The organism is Caballeronia sp. M23-90 (assembly GCF_053574605.1).
Window position 1 is genome coordinate 1 of the sequence record NZ_JBSIPA010000091.1, and the last position, 18,224, is coordinate 18,224.

16 protein-coding genes and 1 pseudogene are annotated in these 18,224 nt (G+C 60.4%); 4 read left to right on the forward strand and 13 right to left on the reverse strand.

Annotated features, from left to right (window positions below; all coding sequences use genetic code 11):
* The 3 genes and pseudogenes from coaE to yacG form a co-directional block, all read left to right on the forward strand.
* Positions 1-477 (forward strand): annotated as a pseudogene (gene coaE, locus ACRXB1_RS11960) (dephospho-CoA kinase); the annotation flags it as partial.
* 155 nt (positions 478-632) lie between these two features.
* Positions 633-1,388, forward strand: a complete 756-nt coding sequence (gene zapD / locus ACRXB1_RS11965; RefSeq protein WP_062000318.1) for a cell division protein ZapD — start codon at positions 633-635, stop codon at positions 1,386-1,388.
* 57 nt (positions 1,389-1,445) lie between these two features.
* Positions 1,446-1,634 carry a DNA gyrase inhibitor YacG gene (gene yacG, locus ACRXB1_RS11970; protein ID WP_062000319.1) on the forward strand — a complete coding sequence of 63 codons (189 nt, stop codon included), beginning with the start codon at positions 1,446-1,448 and terminating at the stop codon, positions 1,632-1,634.
* Positions 1,635-1,661: 27 nt separating this feature from the next.
* On the opposite strand, the gene ACRXB1_RS11975 is transcribed toward yacG, so the two are convergent.
* The 4 genes from ACRXB1_RS11975 to secA form a co-directional block, all read right to left on the reverse strand.
* Positions 1,662-2,093 (reverse strand): NUDIX domain-containing protein, encoded by a 432-nt coding sequence (locus ACRXB1_RS11975; RefSeq protein WP_086382958.1) that lies wholly within the window; start codon positions 2,091-2,093, stop codon positions 1,662-1,664.
* The gene (locus ACRXB1_RS11980; RefSeq protein WP_062000321.1) at positions 2,090-2,953 is read right to left on the reverse strand and encodes an ATP-binding protein; all 864 of its coding nucleotides are present in this window, start codon (positions 2,951-2,953) and stop codon (positions 2,090-2,092) included. The genes ACRXB1_RS11975 and ACRXB1_RS11980 overlap by 4 nt, the downstream gene beginning before the upstream one ends.
* 14 nt (positions 2,954-2,967) lie before the next feature.
* Positions 2,968-4,209 (reverse strand): bifunctional glutamate N-acetyltransferase/amino-acid acetyltransferase ArgJ, encoded by a 1,242-nt coding sequence (gene argJ, locus ACRXB1_RS11985; RefSeq protein ID WP_449492139.1) that lies wholly within the window; start codon positions 4,207-4,209, stop codon positions 2,968-2,970.
* Positions 4,210-4,436: 227 nt separating this feature from the next.
* A complete protein-coding gene (gene secA, locus ACRXB1_RS11990; protein WP_062000323.1) occupies positions 4,437-7,244 on the reverse strand; it encodes a preprotein translocase subunit SecA in 2,808 nt (935 codons plus the stop codon).
* A gap of 262 nt (positions 7,245-7,506) precedes the next feature.
* Here secA and ACRXB1_RS11995 point away from each other — a divergent pair, with 262 nt between their 5' ends.
* On the forward strand, positions 7,507-7,998 hold the full coding sequence (locus tag ACRXB1_RS11995; RefSeq protein ID WP_449492140.1) for a DciA family protein: 492 nt from the start codon (positions 7,507-7,509) through the stop codon (positions 7,996-7,998).
* A gap of 55 nt (positions 7,999-8,053) precedes the next feature.
* Here ACRXB1_RS11995 and lpxC read toward each other — a convergent pair whose 3' ends face one another.
* From lpxC to ftsW, 9 genes are all read right to left on the reverse strand, one after another.
* Positions 8,054-8,971 (reverse strand): UDP-3-O-acyl-N-acetylglucosamine deacetylase, encoded by a 918-nt coding sequence (lpxC, locus tag ACRXB1_RS12000; RefSeq protein WP_062000325.1) that lies wholly within the window; start codon positions 8,969-8,971, stop codon positions 8,054-8,056.
* Positions 8,972-9,322: 351 nt separating this feature from the next.
* On the reverse strand, positions 9,323-9,826 hold the full coding sequence (locus ACRXB1_RS12005; protein ID WP_062000326.1) for a peroxiredoxin: 504 nt from the start codon (positions 9,824-9,826) through the stop codon (positions 9,323-9,325).
* Positions 9,827-10,091: 265 nt separating this feature from the next.
* Positions 10,092-11,285, reverse strand: a complete 1,194-nt coding sequence (gene ftsZ / locus ACRXB1_RS12010; protein ID WP_062000327.1) for a cell division protein FtsZ — start codon at positions 11,283-11,285, stop codon at positions 10,092-10,094.
* A gap of 96 nt (positions 11,286-11,381) precedes the next feature.
* Positions 11,382-12,614 (reverse strand): cell division protein FtsA, encoded by a 1,233-nt coding sequence (gene ftsA, locus ACRXB1_RS12015; RefSeq protein WP_062000328.1) that lies wholly within the window; start codon positions 12,612-12,614, stop codon positions 11,382-11,384.
* A gap of 26 nt (positions 12,615-12,640) precedes the next feature.
* Positions 12,641-13,393: a cell division protein FtsQ/DivIB gene (locus ACRXB1_RS12020; RefSeq protein WP_062000329.1), complete on the reverse strand. Its 753-nt coding sequence runs from the start codon at positions 13,391-13,393 to the stop codon at positions 12,641-12,643.
* 24 nt (positions 13,394-13,417) lie between these two features.
* Positions 13,418-14,365 carry a D-alanine--D-alanine ligase gene (locus ACRXB1_RS12025; protein WP_375507687.1) on the reverse strand — a complete coding sequence of 316 codons (948 nt, stop codon included), beginning with the start codon at positions 14,363-14,365 and terminating at the stop codon, positions 13,418-13,420.
* Between the two features lie 8 nt (positions 14,366-14,373).
* Entirely contained in the window at positions 14,374-15,786 is a 1,413-nt protein-coding gene (gene murC, locus ACRXB1_RS12030) for a UDP-N-acetylmuramate--L-alanine ligase (protein ID WP_449492141.1), read from the reverse strand.
* Positions 15,783-16,928: an undecaprenyldiphospho-muramoylpentapeptide beta-N-acetylglucosaminyltransferase gene (murG, locus tag ACRXB1_RS12035; RefSeq protein ID WP_075358585.1), complete on the reverse strand. Its 1,146-nt coding sequence runs from the start codon at positions 16,926-16,928 to the stop codon at positions 15,783-15,785. Before murG ends, murC begins: the two co-directional genes overlap by 4 nt.
* Positions 16,925-18,223, reverse strand: a complete 1,299-nt coding sequence (gene ftsW / locus ACRXB1_RS12040; RefSeq protein ID WP_449492142.1) for a putative lipid II flippase FtsW — start codon at positions 18,221-18,223, stop codon at positions 16,925-16,927. Before ftsW ends, murG begins: the two co-directional genes overlap by 4 nt.
* Between the last annotated feature and the right edge of the window lies 1 nt (position 18,224).

The following is an 18,224-nucleotide window of genomic DNA, read 5'->3' on the forward strand; positions in this document are numbered from 1 at the left end:
TAGCGCGCGTTCGGCCCGGATTTCGTCACCGCCTACGGCGCCATGGACCGCGCGAAAATGCGGGCCCGCGTGTTCACCGATCCCGCTGCCAAGGCGCAACTCGAAGCCATCACGCATCCGCTGATCCGCGCGGAAAGCGAGCGGCAACGCAGCGAAGCGCGCAGCGCGTATCACATCGTCGTGGTGCCGTTGCTGATCGAGGCCGGGGAACGCGCGAGCAAGGTTGACAGGATTCTCGTCGTCGATTGCCCGGTTGAAACGCAGATCGAGCGTGTCATCCAGCGCAATGGTTTCCCGCGGGAGCAGGTGCTGGCCATCATCGCCCGTCAAGCGACACGCGAAGCGCGGCTTGCCGCTGCCAATGACGTTGTCGTCAACGACTCCGCCGCCACGCTGCAGACACTGCAGCGCGAGGTCGACCTCCTGCACGCACGCTATATCGAGATGGCCGTGTCCCAGAGCAAACCGCGTACCTAACAAGTGCATGCAACGCATTCGAATTCCTCACGATCGGCGCTGAAAATGCGCGCCAGATGTGATTGAACGTGGAGATTTGCTTGGGGTTTGATGCGGCATTAGAATGTCCTCACTTTCCGCATCGAAACTATCGACCAACGCCGAGGCGAGCGCGCTTGATCCTTTACGAGTACCCCTTCAACGAGCGAATCAGGACGCTGCTGCGTCTCGAAGATCTTTTCGAGCGCTTCACCTTCTTTCTGACTCAAGAAGACCCGCGCGAACACCACGCTGCATTGACCACGCTGTTCGAGATTGCCGAAGTCGCCGGACGGACCGACCTGAAAGCCGACCTGATGAAGGAATTGGAACGGCAACGCCAGACGCTGGCGCCGTTTCGGGGCAATCCGGGAATCGAGCAGGACGCGCTCGAGTCAGTGCTGGGCGAGATCGAACAGACGCTTGCCGGGCTCGGGCAGATGCAGGGCAAGACCGGCCAGCATCTCGCGGACAATGAATGGCTCGCCAGTATCCGCAGCAGGACGATCATTCCGGGTGGGACTTGCCGCTTTGACCTGCCGTCGTACTTTGCATGGCAGCAATGCCCGGCCGAACAGCGCCGCGGCGATATCGCGAAGTGGGTCACGCCCATGCTGCCCTTGCGCGACGCGGCCATAATCGTGCTGCGGCTTGCACGCGAATCGGGCCAGGCATCGAAGGTGATGGCAATGCAGGGCAGCTATCAGCAGATGCTGTCGGGCCGGACGTATCAGTTGATGCAGGTACGGGTACCGTCGGATACGCGGCTGATTCCTGAGGCGAGCGCGAACAAGTACATGCTGTGGGTGCGCTTCACGGTGCAGGATGGTGACTTGAGGCCCCGTGCCGTCGATGCCGACATTCCGTTTCACCTGACACTGTGCAGTCTTTAAATCGGGCTAAAAACCCTTATTTATCGAACTCAACCTTTATCAGATCCGCACTGCCGAATGACTACCATCGTTAAATGCCCGACTTGCGCGAAGGATGTACGCTGGGTTCCGGAAAGCCGGTTCCGGCCGTTTTGTTCAGACCGTTGCAAGCAGATCGACCTTGGCGCATGGGCGACCGAGAAGTACAAGATCGGCGGCGGTCAGCAGGACACGCCGCCAGATGACGACCACAGCGGCCTCAACTAAACGCTTCAAATCGCGCTTGATATCGCCCTAAGCCGCCTCTGCCGCGAGCCATTCGAGCACTGGAATGGCAGCGGGTAGCAACGGCGTCACATCGGCGGGAAGATGTTGCCAGGCAAGCGCCTGACCTTCCCGGCCGGCCGGTTCACCCTTCCACGCTGTCACCTTGCAGAAGTAAAGCCGCACGTAGGCATGCGGATAATCGTGTTCCAGCGTCCGCCAGCGCTCGCAAGCGGTCACATCGATACCCAGTTCCTCGTGCAATTCCCGCACGAGCGCCGTTTCCACGCTTTCGCCGGCCTCCAGCTTGCCGCCCGGAAACTCCCAGTAACCCTCATACGGTTTGCCTTCCGGACGTTGCGCCAGCAGATAGCGGCCATCCGGCTGAACGAGCACGCCGACCGCGACATCGGTCATCTTGCGCCCGTCGGGCGCCGTGGTTGGAAGCGGCGCCGCGTTCATGCCTTGCGGCCCGAATAGTCGCGTGCGAATTGCCACGCGACGCGGCCTGAGCGCGAGCCACGTTCGAGCGCCCAGACGAGCGCATCGCCGCGCGCATTCGTGATTTCTTCTTCCGGACAGCCGAAATGCTTCAGCCAATGTCCAACAATGGTCAGGTAGTCGTCCTGCTTGAACGGGTAGAAGCTCACCCACAGGCCGAATCGCTCGGAGAGAGAAATCTTCTCCTCGACCACTTCGCCCGGATGAATCTCGCCATCCGATGTGTGCTTGTAGGTCTCGTTGTCGCTCATGTATTCGGGCAACAAATGGCGGCGATTCGACGTCGCGTAGATCAGCACGTTGTCAGATTGCGCCGAGATCGATCCGTCGAGCGCCACTTTCAGCGCCTTGTAACCCGACTCGCCGTCTTCGAACGAGAGGTCATCGCAGAAAACGATAAACCGCTCCGGCCGCGCCGAAATCAGGTCGACGATATCGCCAAGATCGTGCAAATCGTCCTTGTCGACTTCGATCAGCCGCAACCCTTCCGACGCATACGCGTTCAGGCACGCCTTGATGAGCGACGACTTGCCCGTCCCGCGCGCGCCTGTGAGCAACACATTGTTTGCCGGCGCCTTGCGCACGAACTGCCGTGTGTTCTGCTCGATCAACTGCTTCTGACGTTCGATATTGCAAAGGTCATCGAGCGACAGCGCCGACAGATTCGGCACCGGCTGCAAAAAGCCACGTCCTTGACGCTTGCGCCAGCGGAACGCCACGGCCTTATCCCAGTCGATTTCAGGCGCAGCGGGCGGCAACATCCCTTCAACACGTGCGAGAACGGCTTCAGCACGCGTCAGAAACTGTTCGAGTTTATCCATGGGAGAGTTCGGGTTCAGGAGCGATAGTCGGCGTTGATGCTGACGTAATCGTGCGAAAGGTCGCACGTCCAGATAGTGGCACGGGCCTCACCGCGGCCGAGCAGGACGCGGATCGCGATCTCGCTCTTCTTCATCACGCGCTGGCCGTCTTCCTCGCAATACTCGGGATTGCGGCCGCCCTTCTTCGCGACGAGGACGTCGTCGAGATACAGGTCGATCTTGTTCACGTCCAGGTCCGTCACGCCCGCATAGCCGATGGCCGCGAGGATCCGGCCGAGGTTCGGGTCCGATGCATAAAACGCAGTCTTGACGAGCGGCGAGTGACCGATAGCGTACGCGATCTGCCGGCATTCCGCTTCGCTCGTGCCGCCTTCGACTGTCACCGTCATGAACTTCGTCGCGCCTTCGCCGTCGCGCACGATCAGTTGCGCCAACTCTTGCGCGACCGATGTCACGGCGTCGCGCAACGCGGCATAAGCGGGAGAATCCGTGGAATCGATCAAGGGCAGCGTCGACTTGCCGGACGCGATCACGATGAACGAGTCGTTAGTCGATGTATCCCCGTCGATGGTGATGCAATTGAACGAGCGATCCGCGACGTGTTTGATCAGCGTGTCGAGCACGGACTGGGACACGGCGGCGTCGCAGGCGAGAAAACCGAGCATGGTGGCCATGTTCGGCCTGATCATGCCGGCGCCCTTGCTGATGCCCGAGAGCGTGATCGTGTGGCCATCGATCTGAACCTGACGCGATGCCGCTTTCGGCAAAGTGTCGGTGGTCATGATGGTTTGCGCGGCATCGAACCAATGATCGGGCTTCTGGTTCGCAATCGCCGCTGGCAACCCTGCCGTCAACCTGTCGATAGGCAACGGCTCCAGGATCACGCCCGTCGAAAATGGCAGGATCTGCGCGGCGTCAAGGCCCAGCAACGTGGCAAGCGCGGTACAGGTCTCGCGCGTATGCGCCATGCCCGGCTCCCCCGTTCCCGCGTTCGCGTTACCGGTATTCACGACCAGCGCGCGGATGCCCTTGCCGCCCGCGCGCACGGCGTCGAGATGCTCGCGGCACACCGTCACGGGCGCAGCGCAGAAGCGATTCAGGGTGAACACGCCGCCAACCGTCGCGCCTTCATCGATCTGCACAACGAGCAAATCCTTGCGATTCGGTTTTCGGATATTCGCCTCGGCCCAGCCTAGCGTGACGCCGGCGACGGGATGCAGGTTGGCGGGATTGATCGAGGGGAAATTGACGGCCATGTTCGCGACTCGCTGAAAGTGGCGAGTGCCGGTGCGCAGGAAACGCAACGCAACGACACGAAAGATGAATAAAACGGCGCCTGATTCTATGAAAGACGGACGCCCGCGAAACGTAAAAACACAAAACACAAACGCAAGAAACAAAACCAGTCGGCCAAAGACAAACGACGCATCACTGCGTCGCCTGTCCTGGATGATTCAACCTGCCAAAGCGTTCAGACCGCCGATTATGCGAGCTTGCCGTGACAGTTTTTATACTTTTTGCCGCTGCCGCACGGGCACGGGTCGTTACGGCCAACCTTCGGGACGTCGTCAGTGGACACGCGGGTCGCGACCGTGGTGTCGTCGCCGTATGCCATGGCCTGATTGACCATTTGGGCGGTCGCGTCGGCGGCAACTGCTGCAGCGGCGCCGCTGCCGTCGAAGTCAGCATGCTGGAACGACACATTTTCCAGATGGCTGCCCTTCTCTTCGTACTGCTCGGCGGCTTCTTCAAGCTGTTCCGGCGACTGGATCTGCACGTTCATTACAACGCGCGTGACTTCCTGCTTCACCGAATCGAGCATCGCGGCGAACAATTCGAACGCTTCGCGCTTGTATTCCTGCTTCGGGTTCTTCTGCGCGTAACCACGCAGATGAATGCCCTGACGCAAGTGATCGAGCGCGGCCAGATGCTCGCGCCAGCGGCTGTCGAGCGTCTGCAACATGATCGAGCGCTCGAACGCGCTGAAGGACTCACGCCCGACCAGCGCGACCTTCGCCTCGTAGGCTTCGTCGGCGGCAGCGACTACAGCTTCGAGAATTTCGTCGGCATCGATGGAATTCGACTCGTTGATCATCTCCTGCACCGCGAGATCGAGCGACCAGTCGTTGCGCAGGGCTTCCTCGAGTTCCGGCGCGCTCCACTGTTCTTCAATGCTTCCCGCCGGCACATACGTGCGCGTCACCTCAGTGATCACGCTCTGGCGCATGGCGGTGATCGTCTCGGCAACGTCGGTTGCTTCGAGCAATTCATTGCGCTGCTGGTAGATCACCTTGCGCTGATCGTTCGATACATCGTCGTATTCGAGCAGTTGTTTGCGGATATCGAAGTTGCGCGCTTCGACCTTGCGCTGCGCCGACTCGATTGAACGCGTCACGATGCCCGCTTCGATCGCCTCGCCTTCCGGCATCTTCAGGCGGTCCATGATGGAACGCACACGATCACCCGCGAAAATACGCAGCAGCGGATCATCCAGCGACAGATAGAAGCGCGAAGAACCCGGATCGCCCTGCCGGCCTGCACGGCCGCGCAACTGATTGTCGATACGACGCGATTCATGGCGTTCCGTACCGACGATATGCAATCCGCCCGCCGCCTTCACGCGGTCGTGCAGCGCTTGCCATTCGTCTTCGAGCGCCTTGATGCGGCGTTGCTTCTCGTCTTCTGCCAATGATTCGTCGGCGATGATGAACGACGACTGCTTCTCCACGTTCCCGCCCAGCACGATGTCCGTTCCGCGACCGGCCATGTTCGTGGCGATGGTCACAGCGCTCGGGCGACCCGCCTCGGCAACGATCGCGGCTTCGCGTGCGTGCTGCTTGGCGTTCAGCACTTCGTGTTTGAGGCCGGCCTGGGTGAGCAAACCCGAAAGCAGTTCCGATGCTTCAATCGATGTTGTACCAACCAGCACAGGCTGTCCGCGCTCGACGCAATCGCGAATGTCGCGCGTGACGGCGTCGTAACGTTCCTTGGCGGTCTTGTAGATCTGATCCTGCTTGTCGATCCGTTTCGGCGGACGATTCGTCGGGATCACGACGGTTTCGAGACCGTAGATCTCGTTGAATTCGTACGCTTCGGTATCGGCCGTACCGGTCATGCCGGACAGCTTGGAATACATGCGAAAGAAGTTCTGGAACGTGATCGACGCAAGCGTCTGGTTCTCGTTCTGGATCTTGACGTGTTCCTTCGCTTCCACGGCCTGATGCAAACCGTCCGACCAGCGGCGGCCCGTCATCATGCGGCCCGTGAATTCGTCGACGATCACGACTTCATTGCCTTGAACCACGTAATGCTGGTCGCGGAAGAACAGCGTATGCGCACGCAACGCGGCGTACACGTGGTGCATCAGCGTGATGTTCTGCGGCGCGTAGAGGCTTTCGCCTTCACCAATCAGGCCCCACTCGGCCAGGAGCCGTTCGGCTTTCTCGTGGCCCTGTTCGGTCAGGAACACCTGGCGCGCTTTTTCATCGAGCGTGAAGTCGCCCACCTTTTCGACGCCCGTGCCGTCCGCCTTCTCTTCGCCGATCTGCTGCTCGAGAAGCGGCGGCAGCGCGTTCATGCGCACATAGAGTTCGGTGTGATCTTCGGCCTGGCCGGAAATGATCAGCGGCGTACGCGCTTCGTCGATGAGAATCGAGTCAACCTCGTCGACGACCGCAAAGTTCAGCGGCCGCTGCACGCGTGCGTTGGTCTCGTAGACCATGTTGTCGCGCAGGTAGTCGAAGCCGAACTCGTTGTTCGTGCCGTACGTGATATCCGCGGCGTAGGCTTCCTGCTTCTGCGCGTGTTCCATCTGCGACAGGTTGATGCCCCACGACAACCCGAGGAAGTTGTAGAGCTTGCCCATCCACTCGGCGTCGCGCTGTGCAAGGTAATCGTTCACCGTCACCACGTGCACGCCACGTCCGGACAAAGCATTCAGATACGCGGCGAGCGTGGCGACGAGCGTCTTGCCCTCGCCCGTGCGCATTTCCGCGATCTTGCCGTAGTGCAGCACCATGCCGCCGATGAGCTGCACGTCGAAGTGCCGCATTTTCAGCACGCGCTTGCTGGCCTCCCGGCACACCGCGAACGCTTCGGGCAGCAACCGGTCGAGCGATTCGCCGCTCGCGACGCGCTGACGGAATTCTTCGGTCTTGGCCCGCAGTTGCTTGTCCGTGTACTGCTCGATCGTCGGCTCGAAAGCATTGATCGCCGCAACGGTCTTTTGGTATTGCTTGACTAGGCGCTGGTTGCGACTGCCAAAAAACTTTTGGAGGAAACCGGTGGTCATCGGATCAGTGTCTGCGTCGCGGTATTGGCTTGGAGCGCGCTGGGTGCATCCCAGTCCGGGGAACCTCGGCGGCTTCAGTCCATGGGTGAAAACGAATCGGGGATTTTAGCACGCGCCCCCGCTGGAGCCTGTACCGCCATCTTTTGTGATAAAGCAAATGGCGGTTATGTTTGTCCGTGTTGACACGTAAAGCGCGCCGTCATGGCGCACGGCGCGCAGCGTTACAATCTTCGCATCGCCGCCAGCCCCTGCAGACACAAAAATGAGCCGTTTCCCGCCGAATTCAAGGCCGCAGCAACGCTTCGATCCGCGCAAGCCGCAGGCGTTGTCCGACGTCCTGGGCCGCACTAGCGAGTTTCTTGCATTGCGGGCGGGCGTAGAGCAGGTGACGGCGCTCCAGCGCGACCTGATGGCGTTGCTGCCGGATTATCTGGGTGCCAATGTGGAACCGGGGTTCATCAAAGAGGGCGTGCTTTCGCTTTTTGCCGGACACAACGCGCTTGCGGCGCGTCTGCGGCACATCGAACCGCGTCTTCTGGTGGATTTGCAGCAACGCGGCTGGGCCGTGAACGCACTGAAGATACGCGTTCGCCCACAAGCAATGAAAGAAGTGATTCCGCCGAAGCAAGCCCGGATGTCCGCCGCTGGCGCAGATGCGCTGCAAATGCTGGCTGAAACACTCGAGCCATCGCCTCTTCAGGAAGCGCTCGCGAAAATGGCGGCGCGTCATCAGGCGAAAGCACAAAAAAAATGAGCGGCGCCCGAAAGCTGCCGCTCATTCTCATATTATTGCTCTGACTATTTACTGATTACGCAAACGCCGTTTGCGTATCGAAAGCGAAACCGCGCGGCGCCGCTTGCTTGTCTTCAAACGTCACGATCTCATACGAGTCTTCGTGCGCCAGCAATTCACGCAGCAACATATTGTTCATTGCGTGACCGCCTTTATATGCCGCATAAGACGCCAGCAACGGATGACCGACCACATACAGGTCACCAATCGCGTCGAGCATCTTGTGCTTCACGAACTCGTCTTCGTAACGCAAACCATCGTTATTCAGAATTCGATACTCGTCCAGAACAATGGCGTTATCCATGCTGCCGCCACGCGCCAGACCAAGCTCGCGCATCATTTCGACTTCATGTGCAAACCCGAACGTCCGTGCCCGGGCAATATCCCGAACATATGACGTATGGGCGAAATCGACTTCGAGTGCCTGACCGGTCTTATCGACGGCCGGATGGCGGAAATCAATGGTGAACTTCAGTTTGAAGCCGAAATACGGATCGAGACGAGCGAACTTGTCGCCGTCGCGGATTTCAACCGGCTTCGTCACCTTGATGAACTTCTTGGCCGCGTTCTGTTCTTCAATACCCGCCGATTGAATCAGAAACACGAAAGAAGCAGCGCTGCCGTCCATGATCGGAATTTCTTCAGCCGTGACATCGACGTACAAATTGTCGATGCCCAGCCCCGCGCAAGCCGACATCAAATGCTCGATGGTCGAAACACGCGCCCCGTCCTTCTGCAAGACAGAAGCCAGGCGCGTGTCGCCGATAGCCAATGCCGACGCCGGAATATCGACCGGCTCAGGCAGGTCGATACGCGCAAAAACGATCCCGGTGTTCGCCGGTGCGGGCCGAAGCGTCAAATCCACCTTGCGGCCAGAGTGCAGGCCGATCCCGACGGTTTTGACGATGGTTTTGATGGTTCGCTGCTTCAACATGATTTTTTCGCTTCGATTGTGACTCTCGATTGAGAGAATCAATCGTGAATTTGTATTCAATAGCGCGAAGTATACTCCAATCCCTTCGCGTCGTCCCGAGCGGGAACGTTGCAACTTGTTTCTCCCCGTTACTGCTTTGGCTCGGTACGCGAAAACTAAATTCACGCGAAAGCAAATAGGGTCGGGCCGATACCCGGGACGGAGGCGTTCCCGGACATCGGCGCCGCGTTACGGCTTTGTTGCGACTTTGTCATGCAAGTTCCAGAAGACACGCGATGGCGTCATAGCCTGTTGCGGCAATGCAACAAACGCCGGGCGTCTCGACCGCCAGCACAACATTGTTAAGACACATCAGCCCAACGTCGCGAGGACGCTTTCAGCGCTGCTGACTTCAAACTTGCCGGGTGCTTCGACGTTCAGCGTCTTGACCACGCTGTTGTCGACCACCATGGCGTAGCGCTGGGAGCGAATTCCCATGCCACGCTCCGACAGATCCTGATCGAGGCCGAGTGCTCGAGTAAAACGCGCGCTGCCGTCGGCGATCATCTTCACCTTGCCCGAGGTTTGAAGATCGCGTCCCCACGCGCTCATCACGAACGCGTCGTTGACGGAGACACACCAGATTTCATCGATACCCGCCGCGGCCAGTTTCTCCGCATTGTCGATAAAACCCGGCACGTGCCTGGCGGAACAGGTGGGCGTGAACGCGCCCGGCAATCCGAAGATCACCACGCGCTTGCCCGCCGTCCGCTCGCGCACCGGGAAACCGTTCGGTCCCACGGCGCAGCCTTCCGTCGCCACATCGACAAATTCGTAGAGGCGTTCGTCCGGCAGCGTTTCACCTGTCTTGATCATTGATCGGCCTTTCACTGAGTCAGTGCTGAACACGCCAGCGATTCAAACTTTTTCCTTGCGAGAGACGTTCGCCCCACCGCTGCTTGTGTTCGAAACGTATCGATCTCATCCCAATATAGACGATGATGAACGTTATCGAAGCGGTCACGCCGCCACAGTCCAGCATCCATAAGACGCGGCCTGAAAACGAACGCAGGACAACCCATCTCCTGAGACCTTTACCTTTGGGCGCTTACATCAAAGCGACACGCCCCGGCAGAAGGCATCAGTCGGCTTGCTTGCGCAAAAACGCCGGAATGTCATACGTATCCACACCCTTTTCCTGCAGCGCCTGCACGTGCGAAGCCGCGGTTTCACGCGTCTGACGCCATACAGCCGGTGCTTCCAGCGCGCCGTAATCCGTGCCGTTCGACTGCTGCGGCGCGTAGCTGTGCTGTGCGTGCGCAATCGGCGAGTTGTCCGTGCCGGTGCGCAGCAGGGTCATCGGTGCAGCTTGTTGTTTCTTCGCAGCGCGGCCAAGGCCCGTTGCCACGACCGTCACGCGCAACGCATCGCCCATGGCGTCGTCGTACACCGCGCCGAAGATCACGGTCGCGTCTTCTGCTGCGTACGACTTGATCGTGTTCATCACTTCACGCGTTTCCGACAAACGCAGCGAACGGCTCGACGTGATGTTCACCAGCACGCCACGTGCGCCCGACAGATCCACACCTTCCAGCAGCGGGCTTGCAACCGCCTGTTCGGCAGCCAGACGCGCGCGATCGACGCCGGCAACCGTCGCCGTGCCCATCATCGCCTTGCCTTGCTCGCCCATCACCGTCTTCACGTCTTCGAAGTCGACGTTGACCAGCCCGTCGACGTTGATGATTTCCGCGATACCGGCAACAGCGTTGTTCAATACGTCGTCAGCGCACTGGAAGCACTTGTCCATCTCGGCGTCGTCGCCCATCACCTCGAACAGCTTGTCGTTCAGAACGACGATCAGCGAGTCGACGTGATCCTCCAGTTGCTGCGATCCAGCTTCAGCCACGCGCATGCGGCGGCCACCTTCAAATTCGAACGGCTTGCTGACTACACCAACGGTGAGAATGCCCATTTCCTTCGCGATCTGTGCCACGACCGGTGCTGCACCCGTACCCGTGCCGCCACCCATGCCTGCGGTGATGAACACCATGTGCGCGCCGCGCAGTGCATCGGCGATACGCTCGCGCGCATCTTCCGCTGCGGCACGGCCCATGTCCGGCTTGGCGCCTGCGCCGAGACCCGTGTTGCCCAACTGGATCACCGACGAAGCACGCGAACGTGCAAGCGCCTGCGCATCCGTATTCATGACGATGAAATCCACGCCCTGCACGCCGCGGTTGATCATGTGCTGTACTGCATTACCGCCTGCGCCACCAACACCGACGACCTTGATGATCGTTCCGTTGGTTTCCGTTTCCAGCATTTCGAAATCCATATTGCCTCCGTCAAGAATGAAAATCGGCGTTATTCGGCAAGAGATCGGGCAACCTCTTGTCGCGCGCCAGCCGCCGGCACCAGCGCGAATTTGTATTTAAAAATTCCCAAGGAACCAGTCTTTCATGCGTCCAAAAACCTGTCCCATCGATCCTGATTGCACCGCGACCTTGCGCCCGCGCATGCGTTGCGAACGACCTTCGACGAGCAAACCCATCGCCGTGGAATAACGCGGGTTGCGAACCACGTCCGCCAGGCCGCCCGCGTATTCGGGCACGCCGATGCGCACCGGCTTCAGGAAGATGTCTTCGCCGAGTTCGACCATGCCGGGCATCATCGATGCGCCGCCGGTCAGCACCACGCCGCTGCTGAGCAATTCTTCGTAACCCGACTCGCGCACCACTTGCTGCACGAGCGAGAACAGTTCTTCCACGCGCGGTTCGACAACCGCTGCAAGTGCCTGACGCGACAACGTGCGCGGACCGCGCTCGCCGAGTCCCGGCACTTCGATCATTTCGTCCGGATCGGCGAGCGCCTGCTTCGCGATGCCGTAGCTCACCTTGATGTCTTCGGCGTCGGGCGTCGGCGTGCGCAGGGCCATGGCGACATCGCTCGTGATCTGGTCGCCGGCAATAGGAATCACCGCCGTATGACGAATCGCGCCTTCGCTGAAAATGGCGATGTCCGTCGTGCCGCCGCCGATATCGACGAGCACAACGCCAAGTTCCTTTTCGTCTTCCGTCAGCACCGCCAGCGACGAAGCCAGCGGCTGCAGGATCAGGTCGTTCACTTCGAGCCCGCAGCGGCGCACGCATTTCACGATGTTCTGCGCCGCGCTCACCGCGCCCGTCACGATGTGCACCTTCACTTCCAGCCGGATGCCGCTCATGCCGATCGGCTCGCGCACATCTTCCTGGCCGTCGATGATGAATTCCTGCGTGAGGATATGCAGCACCTGCTGGTCGGTCGGGATGTTGATCGCCTTGGCCGTTTCGATCACGCGCGCCACATCGGTCTGCGTGACTTCCTTGTCCTTGATCGCGACCATGCCGCTCGAATTGAAGCTGCGAATGTGGCTTCCGGCAATGCCGGTGAACACATTCGTGATCTTGCAATCGGCCATCAATTCGGCTTCTTCGAGCGCGCGCTGGATCGACTGGACGGTGGCTTCGATATTCACCACCACGCCCTTCTTCAATCCCTTCGAGTCGCTCTGTCCGAGCCCGATCACCTCGTAGTGGCCTTCGCCCTTCAACTCGGCGACGATCGCCACCACCTTCGACGTCCCGATGTCGAGGGCGACCAGCAAGTCTTTGTAGTCTTTGCTCATAGCGTGCTCATTGCCTGTGATGTCCCTTACTTCTTCGCTTTGTCGGTGTCGCTGATGAAACGCATGCCGGCGGCCTTGATTGCGAAGCCGTTCGGATAGCGCAAATCCGCGTACTCGATGTCATTTCCCCACCGCCCCGTCACCGACGTCCACGCAGCTACAAATCGTTTGCTGCGATCGAACAACGTGTCCTGATTGCGCTCGCGCCCCAGTTCGATCTGCGTACCGTTTGAAAGCTTCAATGTCCACGCGTATCGCGGCGACAAGATGACTTCTTCCGGATGCGCGTCGAGCGGCGCAAACCACTTCGTGAAATCGTGATACCGCGCGACCACTTCTTTCGCCGATCCATCCGGCCCTTCGAACGCAGGCAAGTCGTCGTCGAGTTCGCCCTGGTTCGCCGTGAACAGATCACCGTCCACGCTCACCAGTTGATCCGTGCCCCACGTGCCGAGCGGCTTGAATTCTTCCAGCGTCACCGCCAGCGCATTCGGCCATACACGACGTACGCTCGCGTGACGCACCCACGGCATTTGTTCGAACGCGGCGCGCGCTGCGTCCAGATCAACGGTGAAGAAGTTGCCCTTCAAATGCCCCACCACGCTTGCGCGTACGGTCGGCGAATTGATGTGCAGCGTGTCGCCATCGATCTGGATTTCGCGCAGGCGAAACTCCGGCCGCTGGATCGCCCAGTAACCGGCGGCCCCGAGCAGCACGAACACGAGCAAGACGTGCAGTGCGTTGGCCGTGAGGTTCATCTGGCGAGCGTTATTCCACATGTTCTATACGTTCCAAACCCGGTCTCAATCCTGCAATGTCAGCGACAACACCTTCACCACCAGTTCCATGTAGCTGATCCCGACTGCCCGCGCCGCTTTCGGCGGCAGCGAGTGATCGGTCATGCCCGGCGCCGTGTTCACTTCCAGGAAATACGGATTGCCGTCGCCGTCCATCATGAAATCGGCACGGCCCCAGTCCGTGCAGCCGAGCACATCGAACGCGCGGCGCGAAAGCTGTTTCATGCGCGCTTCGTCGGCGGGCGTCAGGCCGCAGGGAATCGGGTACTGCGTGTCGTCCGCGATGTACTTCGCGTTGTAGTCGTAGAACTCACCGGCCGGCACGATCTTGATGATCGGCAAGTCCAGGTCGCCCGCGATACAACACGTGTATTCGCCACCGCCTTCAATGCTTTTCTCGACGAGCACGATCTTGTCGAACTTCGCCGCTTCGATCAGCGCCGGCACCAGCGTTTCCGCGCTCTTCACCTTGATCACGGCAACGCTCGAACCTTCGCTCGCCGGCTTCACGAACAGCGGCAAGCCGAGCTTCGCAATGCTCCTCTGCGCTGCATCTTCGTAGTCATCGCCGCGCAGCACGACTTCGAACGGCGGCGTGGGCACACCCGTTTGTTGCCACACGAGCTTGGTGCGGAATTTATCGAGACCGAGCGCCGAACCCAGCACGCCACTGCCCGTGTACTTGATGCCGTAGAAATCGAGCGCGCCCTGCAACTGGCCGTTCTCGCCATAGCCGCCATGCAACGCGATAAACACGCGCGCAAAGCCTTCCGACTTCAAGTCGGCGAGCGGCCGCTCAGCGGGGTCGAACGGGTGTGCGTCGATACCTGCATCGCGCAGTCCCTGCAGCACGAGACGCCCCGAATTCAGCGATACCTCGCGCTCGGCCGTTTCCCCGCCAAGCAGCACGGCGACTTTGCCGAACACCTTTGGGTCGATTGCGGATGTGCTCACGTTACTTGTCATTTCAAAACCTTTGAATCCTGAACTTGCGCTGTCAGCCGGCCACATACGCCGCCAATAGAACCCGCGCCCATCGTTATCACTACGTCGCCGTTGCGTGCCAGCGTGGCGATCGCATCCGGCATCTCATCTACTGTTTCCACGAATACCGGTTCCACTTTTCCCGCCACGCGAATTGCACGAGCGAGCGCGCGGCCATCGGCGGCGACGATTGGCGCTTCGCCTGCTGCATACACTTCGGTGAGCACGAGGGCATCGACGGTCGACAACACGCGCACGAAATCCTCGAAGCAATCGCGCGTGCGCGTGAACCGGTGCGGCTGGAATGCGAGCACGAGACGCCGGTCAGGAAACGCGCCGCGCGCGGCTGCAACCGTCGCGGCCATCTCGACCGGGTGATGACCGTAGTCGTCGATCAGCGTGTAGGCGCCGCCTTCCGCCGACTTCACGTTCACTTCGCCGTAACGCTGGAAGCGGCGGCCCACGCCTGTGAATTCCTGCAATGCCCTCTGGATATCGGCATCGGCGACTTCAAGTTCAGTCGCAATTGCAATGGCGGCCAGCGCGTTCTGCACGTTGTGCGTGCCCGGCAGGTTCAACACGATGTCGAGCGGCTTCGCGTCTTCGCGCAGCGTCGTGAAATGCATCTTGCCGTCGCGCGCTTCCACGTTCACCGCGCGCACTTGCGCTTCGGCGCCGAGGCCGTAGCGGATGATCGGCTTCGAGACGAACGGCAGGATTTCACGCACGTTCGGATCATCCACGCACAGCACGGCAATCCCATAGAACGGCAGCCGGTGCGTGAACTCGATGAACGCCTGCTTGAGCCGCGCGAAGTCGTGGCCGTACGTGTCCATGTGATCGGCATCGATGTTCGTGATGACTTCGATCACCGGGAAAAGATTGAGGAACGACGCGTCCGATTCATCGGCTTCAGCCACGATGAAATCGCCCGTCCCCAGTCGCGCATTCGCACCGGCGCTGATCAGGCGGCCGCCGATCACGAACGTGGGATCGAGGCCGCCCGCTGCCAGCACGCTTGCAACCAGCGAGGTGGTCGTGGTCTTGCCGTGCGTGCCGGCAATCGCGATGCCCTGCTTGAGCCGCATCAGCTCCGCGAGCATCACGGCGCGCGGCACGATAGGGATCCGGCGATGACGTGCGGCCAGCACTTCGGGGTTATCGGAGCGAACAGCGGTCGAGACGACCACGGCGTTCGCGCCATCGATATTCTCTTCACGATGCCCGATCGCCACGCGCGCACCCAGCGTGGTCAAACGATCGGTCACGCCATTGCTCGCCAGGTCCGAGCCGCTGACCTCGTAACCGAGGTTGAGCAGCACCTCGGCAATGCCGCTCATCCCCGCGCCGCCGATGCCGACGAAGTGAATGTGTTTGACGATATGTTTCATGGCTGGATTTCCTTCGGCGCTTGTATCAGCGCGCTCAAGCCGGCTACATCGGCGCAGACCCGGCCGACACGTTCAGTTGCGTCGGGTTTCGCCAGGGCGCGCGCTTTCACCGCCATCTGGCTGAGCGTCTCGCGGGTCTGATCGCGCAACCAGCCGGCAAGCTTTTCCGCCGACAAATCGCGCTGTTGTATCAAGTGAGCCGCACCCTCGTTGGCGAGGAACGCGGCATTGGTTGTCTGGTGGTCGTCGACGGCAAAGGGAAACGGCACGAACAACGCCGCCACGCCCACGGCCGCGATTTCGGAAACGGTCATCGCGCCCGAGCGGCAGATCACGAGATCGGCCGCAGCGTACGCGCTTGCCATATCGTCGATGAACGGTACGAGCTGCACGTCGTCATCCGATGTCAGGCCTGCTGCCGCGTAGTTCGCCTTCAATGCTTCGATATGCTTCGCGCCCGCCTGATGCACGACATGCGGACGCGCTGCCGGATCGAGCAACGCAAGCGCTTTCGGTACGGTTTCATTCAAAGCGGCTGCACCCAGACTGCCCCCGACGACCAGAACGTTGAGACGCGCGTCAGGCTTCACATTCCGCGCGGCGTAGCGTTCTTTGGGTGACAGAGTCTCAGCAAGTTCCGCACGAATTGGATTTCCGGTCCATTCGGCATTCGGCAGCGCATTCGGGAACGCGACAAGTACCCGCTTGGCGATGTGCGCGAGCACCTTGTTCGCCAGTCCTGCGATGGAATTCTGTTCGTGCAGCACGAGCGGCGTGCCGCTCAGCTTCGACATCAAACCAGCCGGAAACGTGATGTATCCGCCCATGCCGAGCACGACATCAGGCTTCACCGAACGTAGCGCGCGCAGGCTTTGCGAACATGCGCGCAGCAGGTTCACCGGCAACATCAGCTTCGTCTTGAGACCCTTGCCGCGCACACCGCCAAAGCGCACATATTCCATCGCGATGCCGTGCTTCGGCACGAGCGTCGCTTCCATGCCCGCCGCATTGCCGAGCCACACCACACGCCAGCCGCGCGCCTGCATCCAGTGAGCGACCGCGAGCCCCGGGAACACATGTCCCCCGGTGCCGCCGGCCATCACCATCAGCGTGCCTGTGCGTTGTGATGCAGGTCTTGTCATACCTTGCCCCCACGCATCAGGACGCGGTTTTCGTAGTCCACGCGCATCAGCACGGCAAGTGCGACACAGTTCAGCAAGATGCCCGAACCGCCGTAACTCACGAGCGGTAACGTCAGACCTTTGGTCGGCAGAAGCCCGAGATTCACGCCCATGTTGATGAACGTCTGCGCACCGAACCACAAGCCGATGCCCTTCGCCATCAGACCGGCAAACGTGCGGTCGAGCGCGAGCGCCTGGCGGCCGATCTCGAATGCGCGACGCACGATCCAGTAGAACAACAGGATCACGACGATCACGCCGACGAATCCGAGCTCCTCGCCGATTACCGCCAGGATGAAGTCGGTATGCGCTTCAGGAAGATAGTTGAGCTTCTCGACGCTGCCGCCAAGCCCTACGCCGAACCATTCGCCACGGCCGAATGCGATCAGCGAGTGCGTCAACTGATAGGCCTTGCCTTGGGCATAGCGGTCATCCCACGGATCGAGGTAAGCGAAGATCCGCTCACGGCGCCATGGCGATGCCCAGACCAGCAGCGCAAACGTGCCGACCGCCGTAGCGACCAGTCCGCCGAACAGCTTGGCGTTCACGCCGCCGAGGAACAGCACGCCCATCGCGATACACGCGATCACCATGAACGCGCCCATGTCCGGTTCGAGCAGCAGCAACGCGCCGACGAAGCCGACGGCGACTGCCATCGGCAAGAAGCCGCGGCCGATGCTGTGCATGAACTCTTGCTTGCGCACGGTGTAGTTCGCCGCGTAGATGGTCACGGCGAGCTTCATGATTTCCGATGGCTGCATGTTCGTGATGCCAAGCGGAATCCAGCGGCGCGCGCCGTTCACGCCCTTGCCGATGTGCGGAATCAGCACGATCACCAGCATGAACAGCGAAATCAGGAAGAACTTTCCGGCGTATTTGTCCCACGTCGAGACCGGGATCTTGAACGCGATGATCGACGCGACCACGGCGGTCGCTATCGATATGAGATGGCGCACCAGGAAGAAGTAGTCGCGGTACTGCGCGTATTTCGGCGAATCCGGCATGGCGATGGACGCCGAATACACCATGACAATGCCTAGCCCCAGCAACGCGATGGTCACCCACAGCAGCGAGTAATCGTAGTCGAGCATGCGCGAACGGGCCGGCTTCACGCCATTGACCGCGCTCGAGAACGCGATGATCGACGCGACCACGGCGGTCGCTATCGATATGAGATGGCGCACCAGGAAGAAGTAGTCGCGGTACTGCGCGTATTTCGGCGAATCCGGCATGGCGATGGACGCCGAATACACCATG

What these genes read in the sequence shown, in the direction of transcription:
- yacG (WP_062000319.1), top strand. Translation starts at nt 1,446, where the DNA reads ATGACTACCATCGTTAAATGCCCGACTTGCGCGAAGGATGTACGCTGG.
- ACRXB1_RS11975 (WP_086382958.1), bottom strand. Translation starts at nt 2,093, where the DNA reads ATGAACGCGGCGCCGCTTCCAACCACGGCGCCCGACGGGCGCAAGATG.
- ftsZ (WP_062000327.1), bottom strand. Translation starts at nt 11,285, where the DNA reads ATGGATTTCGAAATGCTGGAAACGGAAACCAACGGAACGATCATCAAG.
- ftsW (WP_449492142.1), bottom strand. Translation starts at nt 18,223, where the DNA reads ATGGTGTATTCGGCGTCCATCGCCATGCCGGATTCGCCGAAATACGCG.
- ACRXB1_RS11995 (WP_449492140.1), top strand. Translation starts at nt 7,507, where the DNA reads ATGAGCCGTTTCCCGCCGAATTCAAGGCCGCAGCAACGCTTCGATCCG.
- murC (WP_449492141.1), bottom strand. Translation starts at nt 15,786, where the DNA reads ATGAAACATATCGTCAAACACATTCACTTCGTCGGCATCGGCGGCGCG.
- murG (WP_075358585.1), bottom strand. Translation starts at nt 16,928, where the DNA reads ATGACAAGACCTGCATCACAACGCACAGGCACGCTGATGGTGATGGCC.
- ACRXB1_RS11980 (WP_062000321.1), bottom strand. Translation starts at nt 2,953, where the DNA reads ATGGATAAACTCGAACAGTTTCTGACGCGTGCTGAAGCCGTTCTCGCA.
- argJ (WP_449492139.1), bottom strand. Translation starts at nt 4,209, where the DNA reads ATGGCCGTCAATTTCCCCTCGATCAATCCCGCCAACCTGCATCCCGTC.
- secA (WP_062000323.1), bottom strand. Translation starts at nt 7,244, where the DNA reads ATGACCACCGGTTTCCTCCAAAAGTTTTTTGGCAGTCGCAACCAGCGC.
- ftsA (WP_062000328.1), bottom strand. Translation starts at nt 12,614, where the DNA reads ATGAGCAAAGACTACAAAGACTTGCTGGTCGCCCTCGACATCGGGACG.
- ACRXB1_RS12005 (WP_062000326.1), bottom strand. Translation starts at nt 9,826, where the DNA reads ATGATCAAGACAGGTGAAACGCTGCCGGACGAACGCCTCTACGAATTT.
- ACRXB1_RS12020 (WP_062000329.1), bottom strand. Translation starts at nt 13,393, where the DNA reads ATGTGGAATAACGCTCGCCAGATGAACCTCACGGCCAACGCACTGCAC.
- lpxC (WP_062000325.1), bottom strand. Translation starts at nt 8,971, where the DNA reads ATGTTGAAGCAGCGAACCATCAAAACCATCGTCAAAACCGTCGGGATC.